Source organism: Nonomuraea helvata (genome assembly GCF_039535785.1).
Lineage (GTDB): Bacteria > Actinomycetota > Actinomycetes > Streptosporangiales > Streptosporangiaceae > Nonomuraea > Nonomuraea helvata.
The window spans coordinates 139,844-160,846 of sequence record NZ_BAAAXV010000005.1 but is presented as its reverse complement, the minus strand read 5'-3'; the positions used below and the strand labels follow the sequence as shown (position 1 = coordinate 160,846).

Genomic DNA, 21,003 nt, shown 5'->3' with positions numbered 1-21,003 from the left:
CCACAGGTTTTCCTGGCTCGCACGTACGGTGTACGTCCTCCCCATTGACGTAAGTGGCTGCTTTTCGAATGATGGCCTCATGGGCGTTCTCGACTTCGACCTGTCGGACCGCGACTTCTGGGCCAGGCCCATGAGAGAGCGCGAGGCGGCGTTCGAGCGCCTGCGTTCCCTGGAGGCCCCGGTCTTCTTCCAGGAGATGGAGATCGACTTCGCGCCCAGGGGCCCCGGCTACCACGCGCTGGTCAAGCACGCCGACATCCTCGAGGCCAGCCGCACTCCGGAGATCTTCTGTTCGGGTGACGGCGGCGCGACGAACGTGCCCGACATGCCGGCCGAGTTCGCCGAGTACTTCGGCTCGATGATCAACATGGACGATCCGCGCCACGCCAGGCTGCGCAGGATCGTCTCACGCGCGTTCACCCCCAAGATGATCAAGCAGTTCGAGTCGGACGTGGACGCCGCCGCGGCCGCCATCGTGGACGACCTCCTGGAGAAGGGGCCCGGCTGCGACTTCGTGACCGAGGTGGCCGCCCGCCTCCCGCTGAAGATCATCTGCGACATGATGGGCATCCCCGAGCGGGACTACCAGTTCGTCTTCGACCGTTCGAACATCATCCTCGGCGGCTTCGACCCCGAATACGGCGGCGCCGATCTCGAGCAGCTCGCCGAGCGCCTGCTCAACGCCGGCATGGAGCTGCAGCAGCTCGTCCAGGACCTCGCCGCCCACCGCGCCGACCACCCCACGAGCGACCTGACGTCCTCCCTGGTCAACGCCAACATCGACGGCGAGCGGCTGACGATGCAGGAGCTGGGGTCGTTCTTCATCCTGCTGGTGGTGGCGGGCAACGAGACCACCAGGAACGCCATCTCGTACGGACTGCGCCTGCTCACCAAGAACCCCGACCAGCGCGCGCTCTGGCTGGAGGACGTCGACGGGCACGCGGCCGGGGCCGTGGAGGAGATCGTCCGGCTCGCCTCTCCGGTGAACTTCATGCGCCGCAAACTCACCAGGGACCACGAGATGAACGGGCACCTCTACCGCAAGGGCGAGAAGGCGGTCCTGTTCTACTGGGCGGCGAACAGGGACGAGGCCGTCTTCGCCGACCCGTACCGCTTCGACATCACCCGCGACCCCAACCCGCACGTCGGCTTCGGCGGCCCGGGCCCGCACTTCTGCCTCGGCGCGCATCTGGCCAGGCGGGAGATCACGGTGATGTTCCGCGAGCTGCTGCGCCGCGTCCCGGGCATCGAGGGCGGCAGGCCCGACCGGCTGCACTCCATGTTCATCAACGGGATCAAGCACATGGAGTGCGTCTTCTAGCCCTGGGTGCCGAGCCTCAGCTGGTTCTTCACCGTGTGGATGTCGGGCATGAGCTGCTTGCTGTCCGCCGGGATCGACATGTAGACGATGGCCGGGACGTTGCCGCCGGTGTTGACGGCCATGGTCACGATCGTCGCCTCCTCGGTCGGCGACGTCAGCGAGTACGCGATCAGGCGTCCCGTCGAGTTGCCCACCTTGATGGGCTGCTGGGCGATCTTCTTGACCTTGTTGCCGGTGGGGAAGAAGCGCTTGCGGGCATCCAGCACCACCTGCCTGATGACCGGCTCCAGGTTGTCCTTCTGGTAGTACGTGGCCAGCTTCTGCGCCAGCGGACCCGACATGACCTGGGCGTACTTCTCCGGCGCGACCTGGACGTACTGGCGGGTGTCGTAGCCGTACGTGGTCTTGACCGTGGCGCGCTGGTCCAGCCGCCAGGTGCCGCCCAGGCGGGGCAGCGAGACGCCGGCCCCCGCGTCGGGCACCCGGCCGATCACCGGTGCCGCCTTGCCCGAGAACTTCGGCAGCGCGCCGATCGAGGTCGAGGACCTGGTGGGGGAGGACTTCGGCGGGGTCGTGGGCGCCTCCGCCACGGCGTTGGACGCCGGCTCGTCGCTGGCCAGCGGGCCCGCCAGGAACGCCCACAGCAGCGCGGCCACCAGCGCGATCGCCACGGACCCGCCGAGTGCGTAGATCCAGATGGGCTTGCCCTGGCCCTCGTCCAGGGAGTCCTGCTCGCCCATGGCCTGGTAGTCGTCGCCGAAGACGGTGTTCCAGAGCTCCTGCTGGCGTTCGGGAGGCGGGGTGCGGGAGCCGCTGATCTGGCCGGCGGTCACGAACGGGCGGTCGGGGTCCGAGGGGTCGCGGCTCAGGTTGGAGCCGGGGCGCGGACCGTTCTGGTCCTCGGCGGGGGGTGTGGTGCTGGAGTTCGATGAGTCCATGATGGGGGCGGCCCGGTCGTTGAGCAGGTTCTCTGAGTGCTGGGCGTACGTGACCGTCCGCTCCTCGGCGGGGTGGGCCTGGGGCGGCGCGTGCGCTCCCTGAGGCAGGTCGTCGATCTGGTACATCGCCGTGCGCTCCTCCGGCGCGTCGGCGGCGTTCCGCTCGGCGGGCGGCCAGGGGGCGGGGGAGGAGAGGTTCGACCAGGAGTCGGAGGACGAAGCCGGCGGCTGTGCCCACGCCGGGACCGGATCCGGGACCGGAGGGTGGTCACCGGCTCGGCCGGCGGGCTCCATGGGGGCCTGTGGCGACGCGTCCGGCCAGGAGGAGGGGCCCGACGCCTGGGGCCAGGAGGTGGGGACGTCCTGCTGGGACGACTCCGGCCACGACGTCGGCACGTCCGGCGGGCCCGCGTTCCGGCGCGGCGCCTCGGGCCAGGCCGGCGTCCCGAGGCTGTCCTGCGGCGACGCGTCCTGCCAGGACGACGGCCTGTTGCCCTGCTGCGGCCCGTTGCCCTTCTGCGGAGCGTCCAGCGGAGAGGAGGACGGCCCGGTGCCGCCCTGCTGCGGCATGTCCGGCCACAAGGACGGCTCGGTGCTGCCCGGCGGCGGCGCGTCCCATGAGGACGGGCCGGACGCGCTCCGCGCGTCCCACGAGGACGGGGCGGAGGCGCTCTGCGGGGACGGGTCCGGCCAGGAGGAGGCGGCCGGGGGAAGATCGGGCCACGACGAGGGGCCCGACGCCTCGTGGCGGGCGGGCTCGGGGCGGGAGTGGCGCGGCGGCTCGGGCCAGGAGTCGTCGTTGCGTGGCGGCTCCGGCCACGACGGGTCCTGGTGGGCGGGGCGCGGGGCCTCGGGCCATGACATGGGGACCTCCGAGGCCGGGGAGCCGGATGCGTCGCGACGGGGCGCCTCTGGCCAGGACGGTGGCAGGTGGGGTCCGGAATTCTCCGCTGCCATTGCTGCCGCCCCTCCCGAGGTTCTGTCCGGATAACCCGTTATATCCAGATTTGACGTACCAGGCATGATCTCATGGGATTTTCCAGGAGATGCAGGTGATCCCGCAGCCAAACCAGCGAAGCCATGAGGATCCGTGGGCGGGTCCTGCATGGGCAGGCCTACCTCCGGTCGATCAGGCTCAGCTGGGTACACCATGGTGACAAGGGTATTCTTCTGGGACGAATGGGTCACAACGGATACATCACCTTCAGGTCTCGCTGGACCTGAAGGACCCATTGTGCCTGCAGACCCCCCACGAGTATCTGCATTCAGCCGAAGACGTGCGCTACGCTTGACACGTGCGTTCCGCGACCCTGCTTCTTAGCGGGCCGCGACGGCCCTGAAGATTCCCGCCGTCGCGGCTACCCCTCGTTGTGTCCACGGGGGGTTTTCTTATGGGTCCGAATCAAGCCAGAAGGACAGTAGCCGTGAGTGAGTACGATCCGCAGGCGCTGCAGGCCAAGTGGCAGCAGCGATGGGAGGAGCAGGAACCCTACCGGGCGAACGAGGACCCGGCGGACCCGCGCGAGCGTCGCTACATGCTCGACATGTTCCCCTATCCGTCGGGCGACCTGCACATGGGTCATGGCGAGGTGTTCGCCATCGGCGACGTCGTCGCGCGTTACTGGTTCCAGAAGGGCTACAACGTCCTGCACCCGATCGGCTGGGACTCCTTCGGCCTGCCCGCGGAGAACGCCGCGATCAAGCGGAACGCCCACCCGGCCGAGTGGACCTACGCCAACATCGAGACGCAGGTCACCTCGTTCAAGCGCTACGGCATCTCCTTCGACTGGTCGCGCCGCCTGCACACCAGCGACCCCGACTATTACCGGTGGAACCAGTGGCTGTTCAACCGGTTCTTCGAGCGCGGCCTGGCCTACCGCAAGGGCGGCCTGGTCAACTGGTGCCCCAACGACCAGACCGTGCTGGCCAACGAGCAGGTCGTGGCGGGCAAGTGTGAGCGCTGCGGCGCCGACGTCATCCGACGCGAGCTGACGCAGTGGTACTTCAAGATCACTGACTACGCGCAGCGCCTGCTGGACGACATGGACCAGCTGAACGAGGGCTGGTCCGAGCGGCTGCTGACCATGCAGCGCAACTGGATCGGCCGCTCCGAGGGCGCCGACGTGCTGTTCCAGATCGAGGGCCGTGACGAGCCGGTCCACGTCTACACCACGCGGCCCGACACGCTGTTCGGCGCCACGTTCTTCGTGGTCGCAGTGGACGCCAAGCTGGCCGACGAGATCGTCACCGACGAGCAGCGTCCCGCGTTCGAGGCCTATCGCGCCGAGGTCGCCAAGCTGAGCGACATCGAGCGGCTGTCCACCGACAAGGAGAAGACCGGCGTCTTCCTGGGCCGCTACGCGATCAACCCGGTCAACGGCGAGCGCATCCCGGTCTGGGCGGCCGACTACGTGCTGTCCGACTACGGCCACGGCGCCATCATGGCCGTGCCCGCCCACGACCAGCGCGACCTGGACTTCGCGCTGAAGTTCGAGCTGCCGGTGAAGGTGGTCGTGCACACCGGCCTGGCCGACCCGGGCGAGACCGGCGAGGCCACGCCTGGCGAGGGCACGCTGGTCAACTCCGGGCCGCTGGACGGCCTGACCAAGGCCGAGGCCATCTCCAAGATCATCGAGATCCTGGAGCGCGACGGCAGGGGCACGGGCGCGGTCAACTTCCGGTTGCGCGACTGGCTGCTGTCCCGCCAGCGGTTCTGGGGCACGCCGATCCCGATCATCCACTGCGGCGACTGCGGCGAGGTGCCCGTCCCCGACGACCAGCTGCCGGTCACGCTGCCCGACATGCGCGGCGAGGCGCTGGCGCCCAAGGGCGTCTCCCCGCTGGCCAGCGCCACCGAGTGGGTCAACGTCGAGTGCCCCAAGTGCGGCGGTGCGGCCAAGCGCGACACCGACACGATGGACACGTTCGTCGACTCGTCGTGGTACTACCTGCGTTACTGCTCGCCCGGCTACACCGACGGCCCGTTCGACGTCGAGCAGGTGCGCAAGTGGGGCCCGATCGACCAGTACGTCGGCGGCATCGAGCACGCGGTGCTGCACCTGCTGTACTCGCGGTTCTTCACCAAGGTCCTGCACGACATGGGCATGGTCGACTTCAACGAGCCGTTCAGGCGCATGCTGAACCAGGGCCAGGTGATCAACGGCGGCAAGGCCATGTCCAAGTCCCTGGGCAACGGCGTGGACCTGGGCCAGCAGATCGACGACTTCGGCGTCGACGCCGTGCGCCTGACCATGATCTTCGCCGGGCCGCCCGAGGACGACATCGACTGGGCCGACGTCTCGCCGGCCGCGTCGCAGAAGTTCCTGGCCCGCGCGCTGCGCGTCATGTCGGAGGTGTCCTCCGCGCCCGGTGTGCCGTTCGAGACCGGCGACGTGGAGCTGCGCAAGGTCACGCACCGCACGATCGACGAGGTCACCAAGCTGGTCGAGTCCTACCGCTTCAACGTCGCGGTGGCGCGCATGATGGAGCTGACCTCCGCCGCCCGCAAGGCCATCGACTCCGGTCCCGGCGCCGGGGACCCGGCCGTGCGCGAGGCCGCGGAGACGCTGGCGATCATGCTGTCGCTGGTGACCCCCTACGCCGCCGAGGAGGGCTGGGAGCGGCTGGGCCGCACCGGCCCCGTCGCCTTCGCCGGCTGGCCTTCCGCCGAGCCGGAGCTGCTGGTGCAGGAGTCGGTCACCTGCGTCGTGCAGGTGGCGGGCAAGGTGCGCGACCGCCTGGAGGTCTCGCCCGACATCAGCGAGGAGGCGCTGCGGGAGCTGGCCCTGGCCTCGGAGAAGGTGGCGCCCTACCTGACGAACAGCCCCCGCAAGGTGATCGTCAGGGCTCCCAAGCTGGTCAACATCGTCCCGTGACCAGCTGAGTCCCCCCACCGTCCCGGGCGAGAGCCCGGGACGTGACGGGCCTTCAGCCGCCACGCGTTCACGGGGGCGGTCAGAGGCTGCGGAGGGCCGGGAGCAGTTCCTTCTCCGCCCAGTCGAAGAACGGCTCCTGCTGGTCGTGCCCGACCTGGACGAGCGCCACATGCGTGTAGCCCGCGTCGGCGTACTTCCTGACGCCCTCCACGACCGCGTTCACGTCGCTGCCGCACGCCACGCTCTCAGCCACGTCCTCCGGGCGCACGGTGCCCGCGGCGGCGGCGAAGTTCACCGGTCCGGGCAGCTCGGCCATGACCTTCCAGCCGCCGCACGCCGCCCACCGCCAGAGCTTGTGGGCCCGCTGCTTGGCGGCCTCGGCATCGGTGTCGTACGCGAGGGCCAGCTGCCCGTAGACGGGTTTGCCCTGCCCGCCCGCGGCGTTGAACTGCTTGACCACGTCCGCCATCGGATCGTTGACCACCAGCATGTCGCCGTACTCGGCCGCGATCTCCGCGGACTGCCCGCCGGAGGCGGCGATGGCGAGCGGCACCTGCCGGTCGGGCAGGTCGTAGAGCTTGGCGGAGTCCACGTCGTAGAACTCGCCCTGGTAGGTGACGTAGTCGCCGCTGAACAGCTCCTTGATGATCTGGACCGCCTCGGCGAACATCCGGTGCCTGGTGTCCACCGGCGGCCATCCCTCGCCGACGACGTGCTCGTTGAGGTTCTCGCCGGCGCCGAGGCCCAGCGTGAACCTGCCCTTGCTGAGCACGCCCATCGTGGCCGCCTTCTGCGCCACGACGGCCGGGTGGTAACGCATGATCGGGCAGGTCACGTACGTCATGAGCGGCATCCGCTCGGTCACCTGGGCCGCGGCGCCGAGCACCGACCAGCAGTACGGCGAGTGCCCCATCTCCTCGACCCACGGGAAATAGTGGTCGGAGATGACCGCGTAGTCGAAACCGACCCGCTCGGCCGCCGCGGCGTAGTCGACCAGTTCCCGTGCCGGAGTCTGTTCGGACATCAAGGTGTAGCCGATTTGTACCATGCGTCACTGGCTACCCGGGTTTGTCCGCCTTAGTGGTGGCGGACCGGAGATCATCGGTCGATGAGCTCCTCGACCACCAGCGAGAGGCCGATCCCCAGCAGCCAGACGTCCTTGACCAGCGCGATGCCCTGCTCGGACGGGCGCAGGCTGCCCTCCCGCCGCATCCCCGGCGTCTTGAGATACAGCCCGAGCAGCCCTGCCGCGAACCCTGTCAGCGCGGCCCCCGCCAGCAGCGACGGCACGAACGGGGCCAGCAGCGCCGTCCCGAGCGCGATCTCGCTCCTGGAGAGCAGCTTGGCGAAGGCGACCGGGTCCATGTCGCGCAGGAACGGGTAGGTGCCCGAGGCCATGCCGTGCAGGCCCGCCGCGGTCTGTTCGTCGGCGTCGACCTTGCCGAGTCCGGAGTTCAGGATGACGGCCCCGGCGGCCAGGCGGGCCGGGAACTGGTGGGTACGGGCGAGAAGCTTCATAGTTCTCGCCCTTCCCGTGCATTTCCGGCGCATCCCGCACTTGGCCGTTCACGGGACGTGGCAGGGCCGCCCGGGGGACAATTCTTGGGCTGACCTTGGCGGGCGGGCATTAGTGTGCACCTGTGACAAATGGCGCATACCTGAGATACCCGCATTTGCACGGCGACGTGGTGACCTTCGTCGCCGACGACGATATCTGGCTGGCTCCCCTGTCCGGAGGCAGGGCCTGGCGGTTCACCGCCGACCGGGCACCGGTGTCGCACCCCAGGTTCTCCCCCGACGGCGCCCGCATCGCCTGGACGAGCGGCAAGGAGGGCGCGCCCGAGGTGTTCGCGGCGGAGATCGACGGCCCCGAGGGCGATCGGCTGACCTACTGGGGGAGCGCCACGACCGGCGTGCGCGGGTGGACGGCCGAGGGCGACGTCATCGCGATCACCTCCGCCGCGGAGAGCGAGCGCAGCAGGAACTGGGCGTACGCGGTGCCGCTCGACGGAGGACCGGCCACGCGCCTGCCGTACGGGTGGGTCAGCGACGTGGCGGTGGACGGCGCGCGGGTGGCCACCGTGTCGGCGCTGTGGCGCGAGCCGTCCCAATGGAAGCGGTACAGAGGCGGCACGGCCGGCAAGATCTGGGTCGACGCCGAGGGCGACGGCGAGTTCAGCCGGCTGTTCGCCGACAGCACGGCGCAGTACTGGTCGGTCAGCTGGGTGGGGGACCGGATCGTCTTCCTGGCCGACATCGACGGCGTCGGGAACCTCTACTCCGCCCTGCCCGACGGCTCCGACCTGCGCCGGCACAGCTCCCATGAGGAGTTCTACGCCCGTCACGCGGCGGGCGACGGGGAGCGGGTGGTCTACAGCCACGCCGGTGACCTGTGGCTGCTGGAGAGCCTGGACGCGGAGCCGTACCGGCTGGATGTGCGGCTGGGCGGGCCGCGGCCGGGGCGGGCCAGGCGCCCCGCGCCGCTGCGGGTCGGCTCGTTCTCGCCGGACGCGACCGGGCGGGCCAGCGCCGTGGAGATCCGCGGGACCGCGCACTGGGTGACCCACCGCGACGGGCCCGTGGGAGCGCTGCGGGCGGAGCCGGGCGTCCGGGTACGCCTGCCGCGCGCCATCAACGCCGACGGGCGCGCCGTGTGGGTGTCGGACGCCAGCGGGGAGGACGGCCTGGAGATCGGCGCGCCGGGCGGCGAGATCAGGACGCTGGCCGCCGGGCAGCTCGGGCGCGTGCTCCAGCTCGAGGCCGCGCCCGACGGCAAGCACGTGGCGGTCGCCACGCACGACGGACGCCTGCTGGTGGTCGACCTCGAGTCGGGAGACACGCGGGAGCTCGACCGGACCACGCAGGGGGACGTCAGCGGGCTGACGTTCTCGCCGGACTCGGCCTGGCTGGCCTGGGTGCATCCGCATGACGAGCCGCTGTCGCAGATCAGGATGGGACGGGTCGACGGGACCTCGGTGATCGACGTGACGCCGGTGCGGTTCGCCGACTACGACCCGGTGTTCACCAAGGACGGGAAGCATCTGGCGTTCCTGTCGGTGCGGACGTTCGATCCGGTATACGACGCGCACGTCTTCGACCTGTCGTTCCCCGTCGGGTGCAAGCCGTACATCGTGCCGCTCAAGGCCACCACGCCGTCGCCCTTCGACCCCTCGCTGCAGGGGCGCGGGTTCAACGGCGAGGACGACAAGCCGGGCAAGGACGACAAGAAGGACGACGAGCCGCCCAGGACCGAGGTCGATCCCGATGGGCTCTCCTCGCGCGTGGTGCCGGTGCCGGTGGCCGCCGGCCGCTACGGCAACCTGCGTACGACCAAGGACGCCCTGCTCTGGCTGCGCCACCCGCTCGCCGGGCAGCTCGGCGACGGCACCGAGTCCGCCGGCGAGAGCGTGCTGGAGCGTTATGACCTCAAGAAGCGCGCCAAGGCCGAACTGGGCAGGGAGGTGCGCTCGTTCGAGGTGAGCGGGGACGGCGGCCGGCTCGTCACCAACGGCAAGAACGGCCTGCAGACCCGCGCCACCACCGAGGGCGACGAGGTGGTCGGCATCGACCTCGACCGGATCACCGTTCAGATCGACCCGGTCGCCGAGTGGCGGCAGGGCTTCCGCGAGGCGGGTCGTCTCATGCGCGACCATTTCTGGCGCGAGGACATGAACGGCATCGACTGGCAGGGCGTGCTTGACCGCTACGAGCCCCTGGTGGAGCGCATCGGCGCGCACTCGGAGCTGATCGACCTGCTCTGGGAGACGCAGGGCGAGCTGGCCACCTCGCACGCCTACGCGTACGTCAACGGCGGCGGCTACGACCCTCGCCGCCGTCAGGGCCTGCTCGGCGCGGACCTGTCCAGGGACGGCGACGGGGTGTGGCGGGTCACGCGCATCCTGCCGGGCGAGTCCTCCGACCACGCCGCCCGCTCGCCGCTGCTCGCGCCCGGGGTGGCCGTCCGTCCCGGGGACGCGATCGTCGCCGTGGGCGGGCGCCCGGTGGATCCGGTACGCGGCCCGCTCGCCCTCCTGGCGGGCACGGCCGGCCAGCCCGTCGAGCTGACCGTGCGGCCCGCCTCCGGCGGGGACACGCGCCGCGTCGTGGTCACCCCGATCACGGACGAGACCCAGCTGCGTTACCACGACTGGGTGGAGAGCCGCCGCACCCTGGTCCGGGAGGCTTCCGGCGGCAGGCTCGGGTACCTGCACGTGCCCGACATGGCGCCGTGGGGGTGGGCGCAGTTCCACCGGGACCTGCGTACCGAGATGGCCTACGACGGGCTGGTCGTGGACGTGCGGGCGAACGGCGGCGGGCACCTGTCGGAGCTCGTGCTGGAGAAGCTGTCGCGCAAGGTCACGGCCTGGGCGCGGGCGCGCGGGTACGAGCCGATGCGGTACCCGGCGGACTCGCCCCGAGGGCCGATCGTGACGATCACCGACGAGTTCGCGGGCTCGGACGGGGACATCGTCAGTGCCGGGATCAAGGTCCGCCAGATCGGGCCGCTGGTGGGGACGCGTACGTGGGGCGGGGTGATCGGGATCGACTCGCGGTACTCGCTGGTGGACGGGACCCGGGTCACGCAGCCCCGCTACTCGTTCTGGATCGAGGGCCAGGGCTGGGGGGTGGAGAACTACGGCGTGGAACCGGACATCGAGGTGGTGATCACGCCGCAGGACCGGGTGGCGGGGCGGGATCCGCAGCTGGACAAGGCGATCGAGCTGGCGCTGGCCGCCTTGGAGGAGCACCCGGCCGCCACTCCGCCCGACCTCCCACCCCTTCCCTGACCCCGGCGGCCCGGGCCGGCCCTGGTCGCTCGGCTCGGGCCGTCTCGGACCGGGCCGTCTCGGTTCGCGCCGTCTCGCCTGGGGCCATCTCGCCTCGGACCGGGCTGTGCTGCCGCTCGGGTTGCCCAGGCGTCCGCCTGCGATCGCGCGCTCGCCTCGCGGGCGGGTCCGTGGTCGTGCGTGCGTGCCGTCGTGAGGGCGTGAGGGCGTGAGGTCGTGCCGTTGCGCGGCGTGATAGCCCTCGGCCCCCGCGAGGCCCCGGCGTTGCGGGGCCTCGGGGCTGGAGGCGTGGAGGCCCCGCGGAGTCGCGCGGTGCCAGAGAAGCCGGGTCAGAGCACGCGGGCCAGGCGGTCGAGGATCTCGCTGAGGATCGGCTCCGTCGTGGCGAAGTTCAGGCGTACGTGCCCGTCACCGCCAGGTCCGAAGATCGAGCCGTCGTTCAGGCGCACCTTGGCCTCCCGCTCGTACACCTCCGCCATTCCCGGTCGGCCGACGTGCAGCCACGCCAGGTACGTCGCCTCCGGAAGCCGGTAGCCGACGGTCGAGGGCAGGCGGGAGGCGAGCGTGTGGCGGTTGCGGTCGAGGAGGGCACGGGTGGACTCCAGCCAGGCGTCTCCGTGCCGCCACGCCGCCACCGTGGCCTCCACGCCGAACAGGTTCGCCGAGCCGTACAGGAAGGGCGGCTGCGCCTCCAGGGCCTTGCGGACCCCCGCGTGTCCCACGTGGGCGACCGAGCAGCGGATGCCGCCCAGGTTGAACGCCTTCGTCGCGGACGTCAGCGTGACCGTGCGTTCGGGGAGGATCGTGGCGAACGGGATGTGCCGGTGCGGCCCGTAGGTGAGGTCCGCGTGGATCTCGTCCGAGAGGACCAGCAGGTCGTGACGCTCGACCTGTTCGGCCAGCGCGGTCAGCTCCTCGCGGGTGAAGACGCGTCCGGTCGGGTTGTGCGGGTTGACGAGGAGGAGCACCCGGCAGCCCGAGAGGTCGGGCACCTCGAAGCGCCAGGAGTCCCCGTCGGGCTCGAACTGGATGGGATGGAGGGGGCGTTCCATGACGTCCAGCGTCGTCAGGAACGGGTGGTAGGCCGGAGTGTGCAGGGCGACGCCGTCGCCGGGCCGGGTCCAGATCTGGAGGAAGACCTGGAGCGCCTGGTTGACGTCGTTGAACGAGCGCACGAGAGAGGGGTCGGCCGCCCAGCCGTACCGGTTCGTCATGCGTTCGGCGAACGCCTCCGCCAGCGGTCCGGCCGAGGGCTGGTCCAGCCAGGTGGGATAGCCGAGGTCTCCGGAGGCCCGCTGTCGGAGGGCTTCGATCACCTCGGGCGCGGTGGACAGGTCCATGTCGGCCACCCAGGCGGGGATGACGCCCGGCGCGACTTCTGCCCACTTGATCCCGTCGTGTGTTGCCTTGAGGTCTTCAGGGGTGTATGCCTCATTCACCCGGCAATTCTAGGATTGTTGAATGTGATGAGGCGGCGACCCCCCGTGTGGCAGGCTGGGCGGCCATGACGCCCTACCCCAAGATCGATGCCATTGTCGAGACCTACCTGTCGGTGGCCGACGCGGAGGCACCCGGGCTGGTGGAGGGTCTCTATCTGGAGGGCTCGGCGGCCCTGGGCGACTACCGGCCCGACACGAGCGACGTGGACTTCGTCGCGGTGACGGCCGCCGAGCCGCCGTTCGAGGTGCTGGAGCGCATTCACACCCGGCTGGGCGCGTACCCGTTCGAGGGCTGCTACCTCACCTGGGACGACCTCCGCCTGAACCCCTCCGAGCTGGGCCCGCGCCCCAGGGCGCACGGCGGGAAGCTGCACCCCCGGGGCCACCTCAATCCGGTCACCTGGCACACGCTGGCCAGGCACGGGCTGACCTGCCGTGGACCCAAGCCGGACGAGCTGGAACTCTGGCACGATCCAGCCGCGCTGGCCGCCTGGACGGACGACAACCTCGACCGCTACTGGCGACGCCTCGTGACCCGGGCCTCCCGACTGGCCGCGCCCTGGGGCCTGGCCAGCCTGGGGAACTACGGCACCGTGTGGATCGTCACGGGCGTCTCCCGGCTGCACTACACGCTGGCGACGGGCGAGATCACCTCCAAGGCGGGGGCCGGGCGGCACGCGCTCGAGGTGTTTCCGGAGCGCTGGCACCGTGTGGTGAACGAGGCGCTGCGCCTGCGCGAGGCGGACACCGCGCTGCCGACCGTCGCGAGCGCGGTGAGCGGGCTGGGCGACCACTTCGGCACGCCCAGGGCCTCCATGTACGCCTCTCCGTTCGAGCGCAGGCGCGACGTGCTGGGCTTCGCCGATCAGGCGATCACGGCCGCGCACGAGCTGTACGCCGCCCGATAGGGCCCGCACGGGGGGTGCGGCTACTCGGGCCGGCCGGTATTGACGGTGGCTCGGCCCGGGACGCGAATGCGCGTACCAAGGCTTCTCTGGGCGGCGAGGGGTGTCAGCGGGGTGAGCAACTTGCGGGGCGGCCTGCGTCGTGCCCTGCTGGGGCGGAGCGGGAGGATTGGGCAGGCCGGTGCCGCGAGGGGCTTCGTGAGGCGCTGTGGCCGGGCTTGAAACTGACGTCGGGGCGTGGTGCTCGGTCGCGTCCTGGCGCAGCGCCGAGGCCGGGACAGAAGCGGACGTGGCGGCGCATGGCGCAGTGACACCGCTTGGTGAGACGCCGTGCCGACGTCTCAGCGTGCCCCTGGGCCGGCGTCACGGGTGACGTCGGGTGGGGACATGATGATGCCCGCGAGGGTGTCCCCCGCGGGAGGTGTGTTTGGCGCGCGCCGGAACACGGCGCGTGTGAGATGACGCGCGCCGAGGCCCCTACAAGCCCTGGTCCGTTACAACCGGCGCAGGACCGCTACGACCTTGCCCAGGACGCTGGCCTCGTCGCCGGGGATGGGCTCGTAGTTGGAGTTGTGCGGAACGAGCCAGACGTGACCGTCCTTGCGCTTGAAGGTCTTGACGGTGGCCTCGCCCTCGATCATCGCGGCCACGATGTCGCCGCTCTCCGCCACCGGCTGCTGGCGTACGACCACCCAGTCGCCGTCGGCGATGGCGGCCTCGATCATCGAGTCACCGGCGACCTGCAACAGGAACAGCGTGCCCTCGCCGACGAGCTGCTTGGGCAGTGCGAAGACGTCTTCGACGCTCTCCTCGGCCAAGATCGGACCACCGGCGGCGATGCGGCCGACAAGCGGGACGTAAGCCGCCGTGGGGCGGTTGATCGTCGGCTCCTCATTGGTCGCGTCGGGGTCGACCCACAGCACGGGCTCACCCGGCAGGCGCACCTCGAGCGCGCGTGGCCGGTGCGGGTCACGTCGCAGATAGCCCTTACGCTGCAGCGCCGTCAACTGGTGCGACACGCTCGACGTGCTGGTCAGCTGAACCGCCTCGCCGATCTCGCGCATGGAGGGCGGATAGCCGCGCTGTTGCACTGAGTCGCGAATGACTTCGAGGATCTTGCGCTGCCTGGGCGTCAGGCCCAGAGAATCGCGCCGGCGCACCGCGAGGTCGCTGACCCCGTTTGCGCCATCCCGCTCACTCATGCTCTTCCTCCTCGCCTGGCGGGCCGCCTCACCGGCGAACCTCCCGGTCCGTGGTCCTGATGTCGCACACAGCGACCGTATCTCTGTTGAAGATCATCTTCAAACAATTGTTCGAGTCTTCCTCGAAATTGTCGCCAGTGTGGTGTACAACATCGTACGGGAGTTCGATCGACACCGTGTTCGATTTGCTGATCTTTATTTGGCCTTTCCCTCAGGCCGCACGGCAGGAGGTCAACCATGCGAACACCCACAAATGCGGACACGACCAGCCAAGACGCCAAACGACTCACACTCATCGCCGATGCCACGCAGAGTAACGATCGACGAGACAATACGCGGACGGAGGCCGGTTTCCGCGGCAATTCCGGGAAGAGGTTGGGGCCCCGTACGAGTCGCGGGGGAAGGCCCCATTTGCGATTGGTCCCGCCACCGCGCTCCGGCGCCGACGCGGCCGTCATCGTACCGCCGGGCAGGGGAGGAGCCCGTGCGGACGGCGGTGACGAGACGGCGCCTGGCCGGAGATCCGGCGCGGACGGGAGGCCGCGGCGCCCCGGGGGTGGTGCCGATGTGGATCGGGGGATGGGGATGAACGATCGAGGGGTGGTACGACCACCCGCCGCGGACGCGCGGCCGCGGGCAGCCGCGAAAGGGGGCGGGCTGGGCGGTTCCGGGGCAAGGACGACGGCGAGTAGGCGGGTGGTCGGCGGTTCCAGGGGTGGTGGCGTTGAGGGTCCTCCACGGGATCTTCGGAATGCTCGGGAAGGTCTCACCGGTGCGCGGGGAGGCGTGGCCGGGGATGTCAGGAAAGGCGGTCCGGGCACGCGGGGGCGCGTGGCGGGGACTGCACGGGAAGGCGTTTCAGGCATGGGACGAGCCCGCGCCGGAGGCAAGCGGGGAGGCATGACGGGCGATGCGCGGGTGGGCGTGCCCGGCGGTGCGCGGGACGGTGGATCGGCCGTCCAGGGAGGCCGTGCTGGGGGCCTGCGGGGAGGCGCCCGTGGTGGGGACGTAGGCGTCGTGCGTGGAGGCGCCCGCAAAGTTGGGGGTCGCCTCATGCGGGATGGGCGCTCTCGGCGTGGTGCCGGCGGTGTCCGGAAGCGGAGCGGTCGGCTGTTGGGTCGTCGGGTGGCGAGATGGCGTGAGCGGCGGGCGGTGGCGCGGATGCGCCGGCGTTCCGCACCGCCGTTGCGGCTGACCCGGCGCGGGCGGGTCGTGGTGGTGGTCGCGATGGCGCTGCTGTCGCTGGGCGGGTTCTGGCTCGGCACGCGCGCGGCCGGGCACGCGGAGGTCCGGGTCGTGGTGACCGGCCACGCGGGCCTGCCGTGGGTGGAGGTGCACGAGGGCGACACGCTCTGGCACATCGCCGAGGCGCTCACCCGGGGGGACGATCCCGGCCCTGTCGTGGAGGAGATCAAGCATCTGAACGGGCTGCCCGACTCGCTCATCCGGCCCGGCACCCGGCTTTACGTCCCAGGCGACACCGCCGCCTTACGCTGATCGCCCGCGCAGCCGTAGCCCGCGCGCCCGCAGCCGCACATCCGTAGCCCGCACATCCGTAGCCCGTAGTCGGGATGAACGCGGACTCGCCCGCACAGGCGTCACATCACCCCTCAGACTGATGCTCTGGGCGTGGGGCGGCATCGGCGGCATGGGCGGCATCGGGGTCGGTCGGCACATCCATGCGCCCCGGTGGGAACGCGGTCTTGGGCCTGTCTCTGGTCCCAGGCGACGCCGCGCCCAGGGGTGACCGTCTGCGTGGAGGAGTCCGGTGGATGGGTGGTGGTTCGTGTGCCGAGTGGCGTCGGATAGCTTTGTGAGGTTTGTTCACATCCGAGGCCGACCGCAACTCATGTGACGCCCCCAGCAGCGCAAAGATCGCCGTTCGGAGCGACACGCCCGGATCCCGGCGGTGACGATGGGCTGATCAGCGACTTCGCTCCGACAGTGCCGCTCAACTTGCGTTCATGGTCGCGCGCTTCTACGGTTGGACCACAACATCTAGTAGTTACACCGATGTAGTTCACCACACCTTGTGTTTCCGTGACCGCGCCATGGCCAGCCGTGGGGCGTGCGCGAGCGTCCCGTGAGGATGGTTTTTCGCGCGTGTGGTGGCCGCGGGTCTAGGAGGGCGAAAGCGTGCACTGTCCGTTCTGTCGCCACCCTGACACCAGGGTCATCGACAGTCGCTCCACGGATGACGGCGCGGCGATCAGGCGTCGCCGCACCTGTCCCGAGTGCGGGCGCCGGTTCACCACGCAGGAGACCGTACTGCTCATGGTGAGCAAGCGCAGCGGAGTGACGGAGCCGTTCTCGAGAGACAAGGTCGTCGCGGGCGTGCGGCGGGCGTGTCAGGGCAGGCCGGTAAGCGAGGATTCGCTGGCGCAGCTCGGGCAGCGGGTGGAGGAGGCCATCAGGGCCAAGGGCGCGGCCGAGCTCCCCTCCAACGAGGTGGGCCTGGCCATCCTGGGCCCGTTGCGGGACCTCGACGAGGTGGCCTACCTGCGGTTCGCATCGGTGTATCGCGGTTTCGAGAGCCTGGCGGACTTCGAGGCCGAGATCTCACAGTTGAAGGCGGAGAAGGGGGAGTCATGACGGAGACGGCCAGCGGTTCAGTCGCGCGGGGTGGCAAGCGTCCGCGCAAGGGACTGAAGATGAAGCGGATCTTCACCAAGCCCGGCGTGCACCCGTATGACGAGATCCAGTGGGAGCGCCGCGACGTCGTCATGACGAACTGGCGCGACGGCTCGGTCAATTTTGAGCAGCGGGGCGTCGAGTTCCCCGAGTCCTGGTCGGTCAACGCGGCCAACATCGTGACGACCAAGTACTTCCGCGGGGCCGTGGGCACCCCGCAGCGCGAGTGGAGCCTGAAGCAGCTGATCGACCGGGTCGTCGGCGTCTACACCGAGACGGGGATCGAGCACGGCTACTTCGCCAGCGACGAGGACGCCGAGATCTTCGACCACGAGCTGAAGCACGCCCTGGCGCACCAGGTGTTCGCGTTCAACTCGCCGGTCTGGTTCAACGTGGGCACCAAGTCGCCCCAGCAGGTGAGCGCCTGTCAGCCGTACGACGCCTTGGTGAGCACTCCGGGCGGGCTCGTGCCCATCGGAAGGCTGGTTGAGGACGATGCCGTGGGCACGAAGGTCTACGACTCCCACGGTCTCACCCGCGTCATCGCCACCAAGAGCAACGGCGTGAAGGACGTTCTGCGCATTCACACCAAGGCGGGTTACACGCTGGATGTCACGCGCGATCACCTGGTGTGGAAGGCGACCGGCGACGGCACCGGGTCGTTCGTGGAGGCGGGCACGCTCAAGCCGGGTGACCAGCTCGAATGGCATCGGCGTGAGGCGTTCGGCGAAGGCGAGATCGACTTCGAGGAGCTGTCCGAGGCCGCTCTGGCGGGGTGGCTGCAGTCGGACGGCTTCGTCGGGCAGTACGACGGCACCAACAAGTCGCTCACCATCGAGGCGATGACGGTGACCTCTGCCGAGCTGGCCTGGGTGACCAAGGCACTCGACAGCGTCTTCCCCGACGTCCACCGAAAGGAACGCCAGGTCGAGACGCAGGACACCACCCTGGATTGTCGGCGCACCCGCCTGTACGGCACCGTTCTCGAAACCTTTGTGGACAAGTGGGACCTGCGCGCGCGGGGCACCGAGATGGACGTCCCCGCCAGGCTGTTCACCGCGCCCCTCCCTGTGGTGGCCGCCTATCTCCGCAGCGTCTTCCAGGCTGAGGGCTTCGTGGGCGAACGGGAGAAGTCGACCGTCCTCGAGGTCGGCATGATCTCCGAGAAACTGATCCGCGGCATGCAGCGCCTGCTTCTGCGGTTCGGCATCTACGCCCGCGTGGGATTCAAGAAGGACCCACGCGAAGACCGCAAGGGCTGTTGGACGCTACGGATCCAGTCTGCAGGCGACCGGCGTACGTTCGCCGACGAGATCGGTTTCATCGACCCGGTCAAGGCGGACAAGCTCGAGCGCGGCTTCGACAAGCCCGGCCGGCCGACGCGAGCCACCAAGCGGCTGGAGATCGACCGCATCGAGCCGCTCGGCGCGATGGAGGTCTACGACATCCAGACCGAGAGCGGCGAATACCTCTCTGGAAACCTCCGGGTACACAACTGTTTCATTCTCTCGGTGGACGACCAGATGGAGTCCATCCTCGAGTGGTACAAGGAAGAGGGTGTGATCTTCAAGGGCGGTTCGGGTTCGGGGGTCAACCTGTCCCGCATCCGCTCGTCCAAGGAGCTGCTGTCGAGCGGCGGCACGGCCAGCGGCCCGGTGAGCTTCATGCGCGGCGCGGACGCGTCGGCGGGGACGATCAAGTCGGGCGGGGCCACCCGCCGGGCGGCCAAGATGGTCGTGCTCGACGTCGACCACCCCGACATCGAGGAGTTCATCGAGACCAAGGCGCGCGAGGAGGACAAGGTCCGCGCGCTGCGTGACGCCGGTTTCGACATGGACCTGGGCGGCAAGGACATCGTCTCCGTCCAGTACCAGAACGCCAACAACTCCGTGCGCGTCTCCGACGAGTTCATGCGCTCGGTGGAGAAGGGCGGCGAGTTCGGCCTGCGCGCCCGCCTGACCGGCGAGGTCATCGAGACGGTGGACGCCAAGGAGCTCTTCCGCAAGATGGCCAAGGCCGCCTGGGAGTGCGCCGACCCGGGTCTGCAGTACGACGACACGATCAACGACTGGCACACCACCCCGGAGACGGGGCGGATCACGGCCAGCAACCCGTGCTCCGAGTACGTCCACCTGGACAACTCCTCCTGCAACCTGGCCAGCATCAACCTGCTGAAGTTCCTGAAGGACGACAACTCCTTCGACGTCGCCAACTTCGTCAAGCTGACCGAGCTGATCATCACCGCGATGGACATCTCGATCACGTTCGCGGACTTCCCGACCGAGAAGATCGGCGAGACCTCGAGGGCGTACCGGCAGCTCGGCATCGGCTACGCCAACCTCGGCGCGCTGCTCATGGCGACGGGCCACGCGTACGACTCCGACGGCGGCCGCGCCGTGGCGGCGGCGATCACGTCGCTGATGACCGGCGTGTCCTACCGCCGCAGCGCCGAGCTGGCCGGGGTGGTCGGTCCGTACGACGGTTACGCCAGGAACGCCGAGCCGCACAAGCGCGTCATGCGCAAGCACGCGGCGGCCAACGACAACCTGCGCACGATCGGCTCCATGGACGCGAAGATACACAGCGAGGCGTCGCGCCAGTGGTCGGAGTGCCTCAAGCTCGGCGAGAAGAACGGCTACCGCAACGCCCAGGCCAGCCTGCTGGCCCCCACGGGGACCATCGGGCTGATGATGGACTGCGACACCACCGGCATCGAGCCGGACCTGGCGCTGGTGAAGTTCAAGAAGCTCGTCGGCGGCGGCTCCATGCAGATCGTCAACCAGACGATCCCGCGGGCGCTCAAGCAGCTCGGCTACCAGCAGGAGCAGATCGAGGCCATCGTCGAGTACATCGGCGAGCACAGCCACGTCGTCGACGCGCCCGGCCTGCGCAAGGAGCACTACGAGGTGTTCGACTGCGCGATGGGCGAGCGGGCGATCGCGCCGATGGGCCACGTGCGCATGATGGCGGCCACCCAGCCGTTCCTTTCGGGGGCCATCTCCAAGACGGTCAACCTGCCCGAGTCGGCCACGATCGACGACATCGAGCAGGTCTACCTGGAGGGCTGGCGGCTGGGGCTCAAGGCCCTGGCCGTCTACCGCGACAACTGCAAGGTCGGCCAGCCGCTGTCGGCGGGCAACGGCTCCAAGAAGGAAGAGCCCAAGAAGGAAGAGGCCAAGGAGCCCGAGGTCAAGGTCATCGAGGTCAACCGGCCGACCCGGCGGCGCATGCCCAACCAGCGGCCGAGCACCACCACCCGCTTCACGGTGGGCGGCGCCAAGGGCTACATGACCGCTTCGTCCTACCCTGACGACGGGCTCGGCGAGGTCTTCCTCAAGATGTCCAAGCAGGGCTCGACCCTGGCGGGCGTCATGGACGCCTTCTCCGTCGCGATCTCCATCGGCCTCCAGTACGGCGTGCCGCTGGAGACGTACATGAGCAAGTTCGTCAACATGCGGTTCGAGCCCGCCGGGATGACGGACGACCCGGACATCCGGATGGCGACGTCGGTGATGGACTACATCTTCCGCCGCCTGGCCCTCGACCACCTCCCCTACGAGGAGAGGGCGGCCCTGGGCATCTTCTCGGCGACCGAGCGCGCCGCGCAGCAGCGCGGCGAGGACCCGGCGGCGCTGCAGGAGGCGGTCGACCGCGAGGCGTTGGCCCAGTCGGCGCCCATCGAGGAGAAGCCGAAGGCGGAGGCGGAGCAGCAGCCGGCGGTCAAGGAGCTGACCCTGGAGAGCCACCAGCGCTTCACGGCTGACGCGCCGCTCTGCATGACCTGCGGCACCAAGATGCGCCCGGCCGGGAGCTGCTACGTCTGCGAGGGCTGCGGCTCGACCAGCGGCTGCAGCTAGCAGATAGGCGCGTAGCCGGCCAACAGGTGCGTCCGGAACGGGGAGTCG

General features: G+C 69.7%; 12 protein-coding genes. 7 read left to right on the top strand and 5 right to left on the bottom strand.

Going from position 1 to position 21,003, the window contains the following annotated elements; all coding sequences use genetic code 11:
* The first annotated feature begins 79 nt into the window (after positions 1–79).
* Positions 80–1,321 (top strand): cytochrome P450, encoded by a 1,242-nt coding sequence (locus ABD830_RS20030; protein WP_344989275.1) that lies wholly within the window; start codon positions 80–82, stop codon positions 1,319–1,321.
* Here the strand turns inward: ABD830_RS20030 and ABD830_RS20025 are convergent.
* Positions 1,318–3,123, bottom strand: a complete 1,806-nt coding sequence (locus ABD830_RS20025; RefSeq protein ID WP_344989272.1) for a hypothetical protein — start codon at positions 3,121–3,123, stop codon at positions 1,318–1,320. The genes ABD830_RS20030 and ABD830_RS20025 overlap by 4 nt on opposite strands.
* A 560-nt stretch (positions 3,124–3,683) precedes the next feature.
* On the opposite strand from ABD830_RS20025, the gene leuS reads away from it, so the two are divergent.
* Positions 3,684–6,134: a leucine--tRNA ligase gene (gene leuS / locus ABD830_RS20020; RefSeq protein WP_425567110.1), complete on the top strand. Its 2,451-nt coding sequence runs from the start codon at positions 3,684–3,686 to the stop codon at positions 6,132–6,134.
* 79 nt (positions 6,135–6,213) lie between these two features.
* On the opposite strand, the gene ABD830_RS20015 is transcribed toward leuS, so the two are convergent.
* Together ABD830_RS20015 and ABD830_RS20010 are read right to left on the bottom strand one after the other, a co-directional pair.
* The gene (locus ABD830_RS20015) at positions 6,214–7,182 is read right to left on the bottom strand and encodes a TIGR03557 family F420-dependent LLM class oxidoreductase (RefSeq protein WP_344989266.1); all 969 of its coding nucleotides are present in this window, start codon (positions 7,180–7,182) and stop codon (positions 6,214–6,216) included.
* A gap of 50 nt (positions 7,183–7,232) precedes the next feature.
* Positions 7,233–7,652 (bottom strand): hypothetical protein, encoded by a 420-nt coding sequence (locus ABD830_RS20010; protein ID WP_344989263.1) that lies wholly within the window; start codon positions 7,650–7,652, stop codon positions 7,233–7,235.
* A gap of 122 nt (positions 7,653–7,774) precedes the next feature.
* Between ABD830_RS20010 and ABD830_RS20005 the strand changes: the two genes are divergently transcribed.
* A complete protein-coding gene (locus ABD830_RS20005; RefSeq protein WP_344989260.1) occupies positions 7,775–10,921 on the top strand; it encodes a S41 family peptidase in 3,147 nt (1,048 codons plus the stop codon).
* Between the two features lie 329 nt (positions 10,922–11,250).
* On the opposite strand, the gene ABD830_RS20000 is transcribed toward ABD830_RS20005, so the two are convergent.
* Positions 11,251–12,360: a MalY/PatB family protein gene (locus ABD830_RS20000; RefSeq protein WP_344989257.1), complete on the bottom strand. Its 1,110-nt coding sequence runs from the start codon at positions 12,358–12,360 to the stop codon at positions 11,251–11,253.
* Between the two features lie 65 nt (positions 12,361–12,425).
* Between ABD830_RS20000 and ABD830_RS19995 the strand changes: the two genes are divergently transcribed.
* The gene (locus ABD830_RS19995) at positions 12,426–13,268 is read left to right on the top strand and encodes a nucleotidyltransferase domain-containing protein (RefSeq protein ID WP_344989254.1); all 843 of its coding nucleotides are present in this window, start codon (positions 12,426–12,428) and stop codon (positions 13,266–13,268) included.
* Positions 13,269–13,759: 491 nt separating this feature from the next.
* Here ABD830_RS19995 and lexA read toward each other — a convergent pair whose 3' ends face one another.
* Positions 13,760–14,467 carry a transcriptional repressor LexA gene (lexA, locus tag ABD830_RS19990; protein ID WP_344989250.1) on the bottom strand — a complete coding sequence of 236 codons (708 nt, stop codon included), beginning with the start codon at positions 14,465–14,467 and terminating at the stop codon, positions 13,760–13,762.
* 1,125 nt (positions 14,468–15,592) lie between these two features.
* Between lexA and ABD830_RS19985 the strand changes: the two genes are divergently transcribed.
* The 3 genes from ABD830_RS19985 (at position 15,593) to ABD830_RS19975 (ending at position 20,955) form a co-directional block, all read left to right on the top strand.
* Positions 15,593–15,964: a LysM peptidoglycan-binding domain-containing protein gene (locus tag ABD830_RS19985; RefSeq protein ID WP_344989247.1), complete on the top strand. Its 372-nt coding sequence runs from the start codon at positions 15,593–15,595 to the stop codon at positions 15,962–15,964.
* A gap of 639 nt (positions 15,965–16,603) precedes the next feature.
* Positions 16,604–17,059 carry a transcriptional regulator NrdR gene (gene nrdR, locus ABD830_RS19980; protein ID WP_344989244.1) on the top strand — a complete coding sequence of 152 codons (456 nt, stop codon included), beginning with the start codon at positions 16,604–16,606 and terminating at the stop codon, positions 17,057–17,059.
* Positions 17,056–20,955: a vitamin B12-dependent ribonucleotide reductase gene (locus tag ABD830_RS19975; RefSeq protein ID WP_344989242.1), complete on the top strand. Its 3,900-nt coding sequence runs from the start codon at positions 17,056–17,058 to the stop codon at positions 20,953–20,955. Before nrdR ends, ABD830_RS19975 begins: the two co-directional genes overlap by 4 nt.
* Positions 20,956–21,003: the final 48 nt, after the last annotated feature.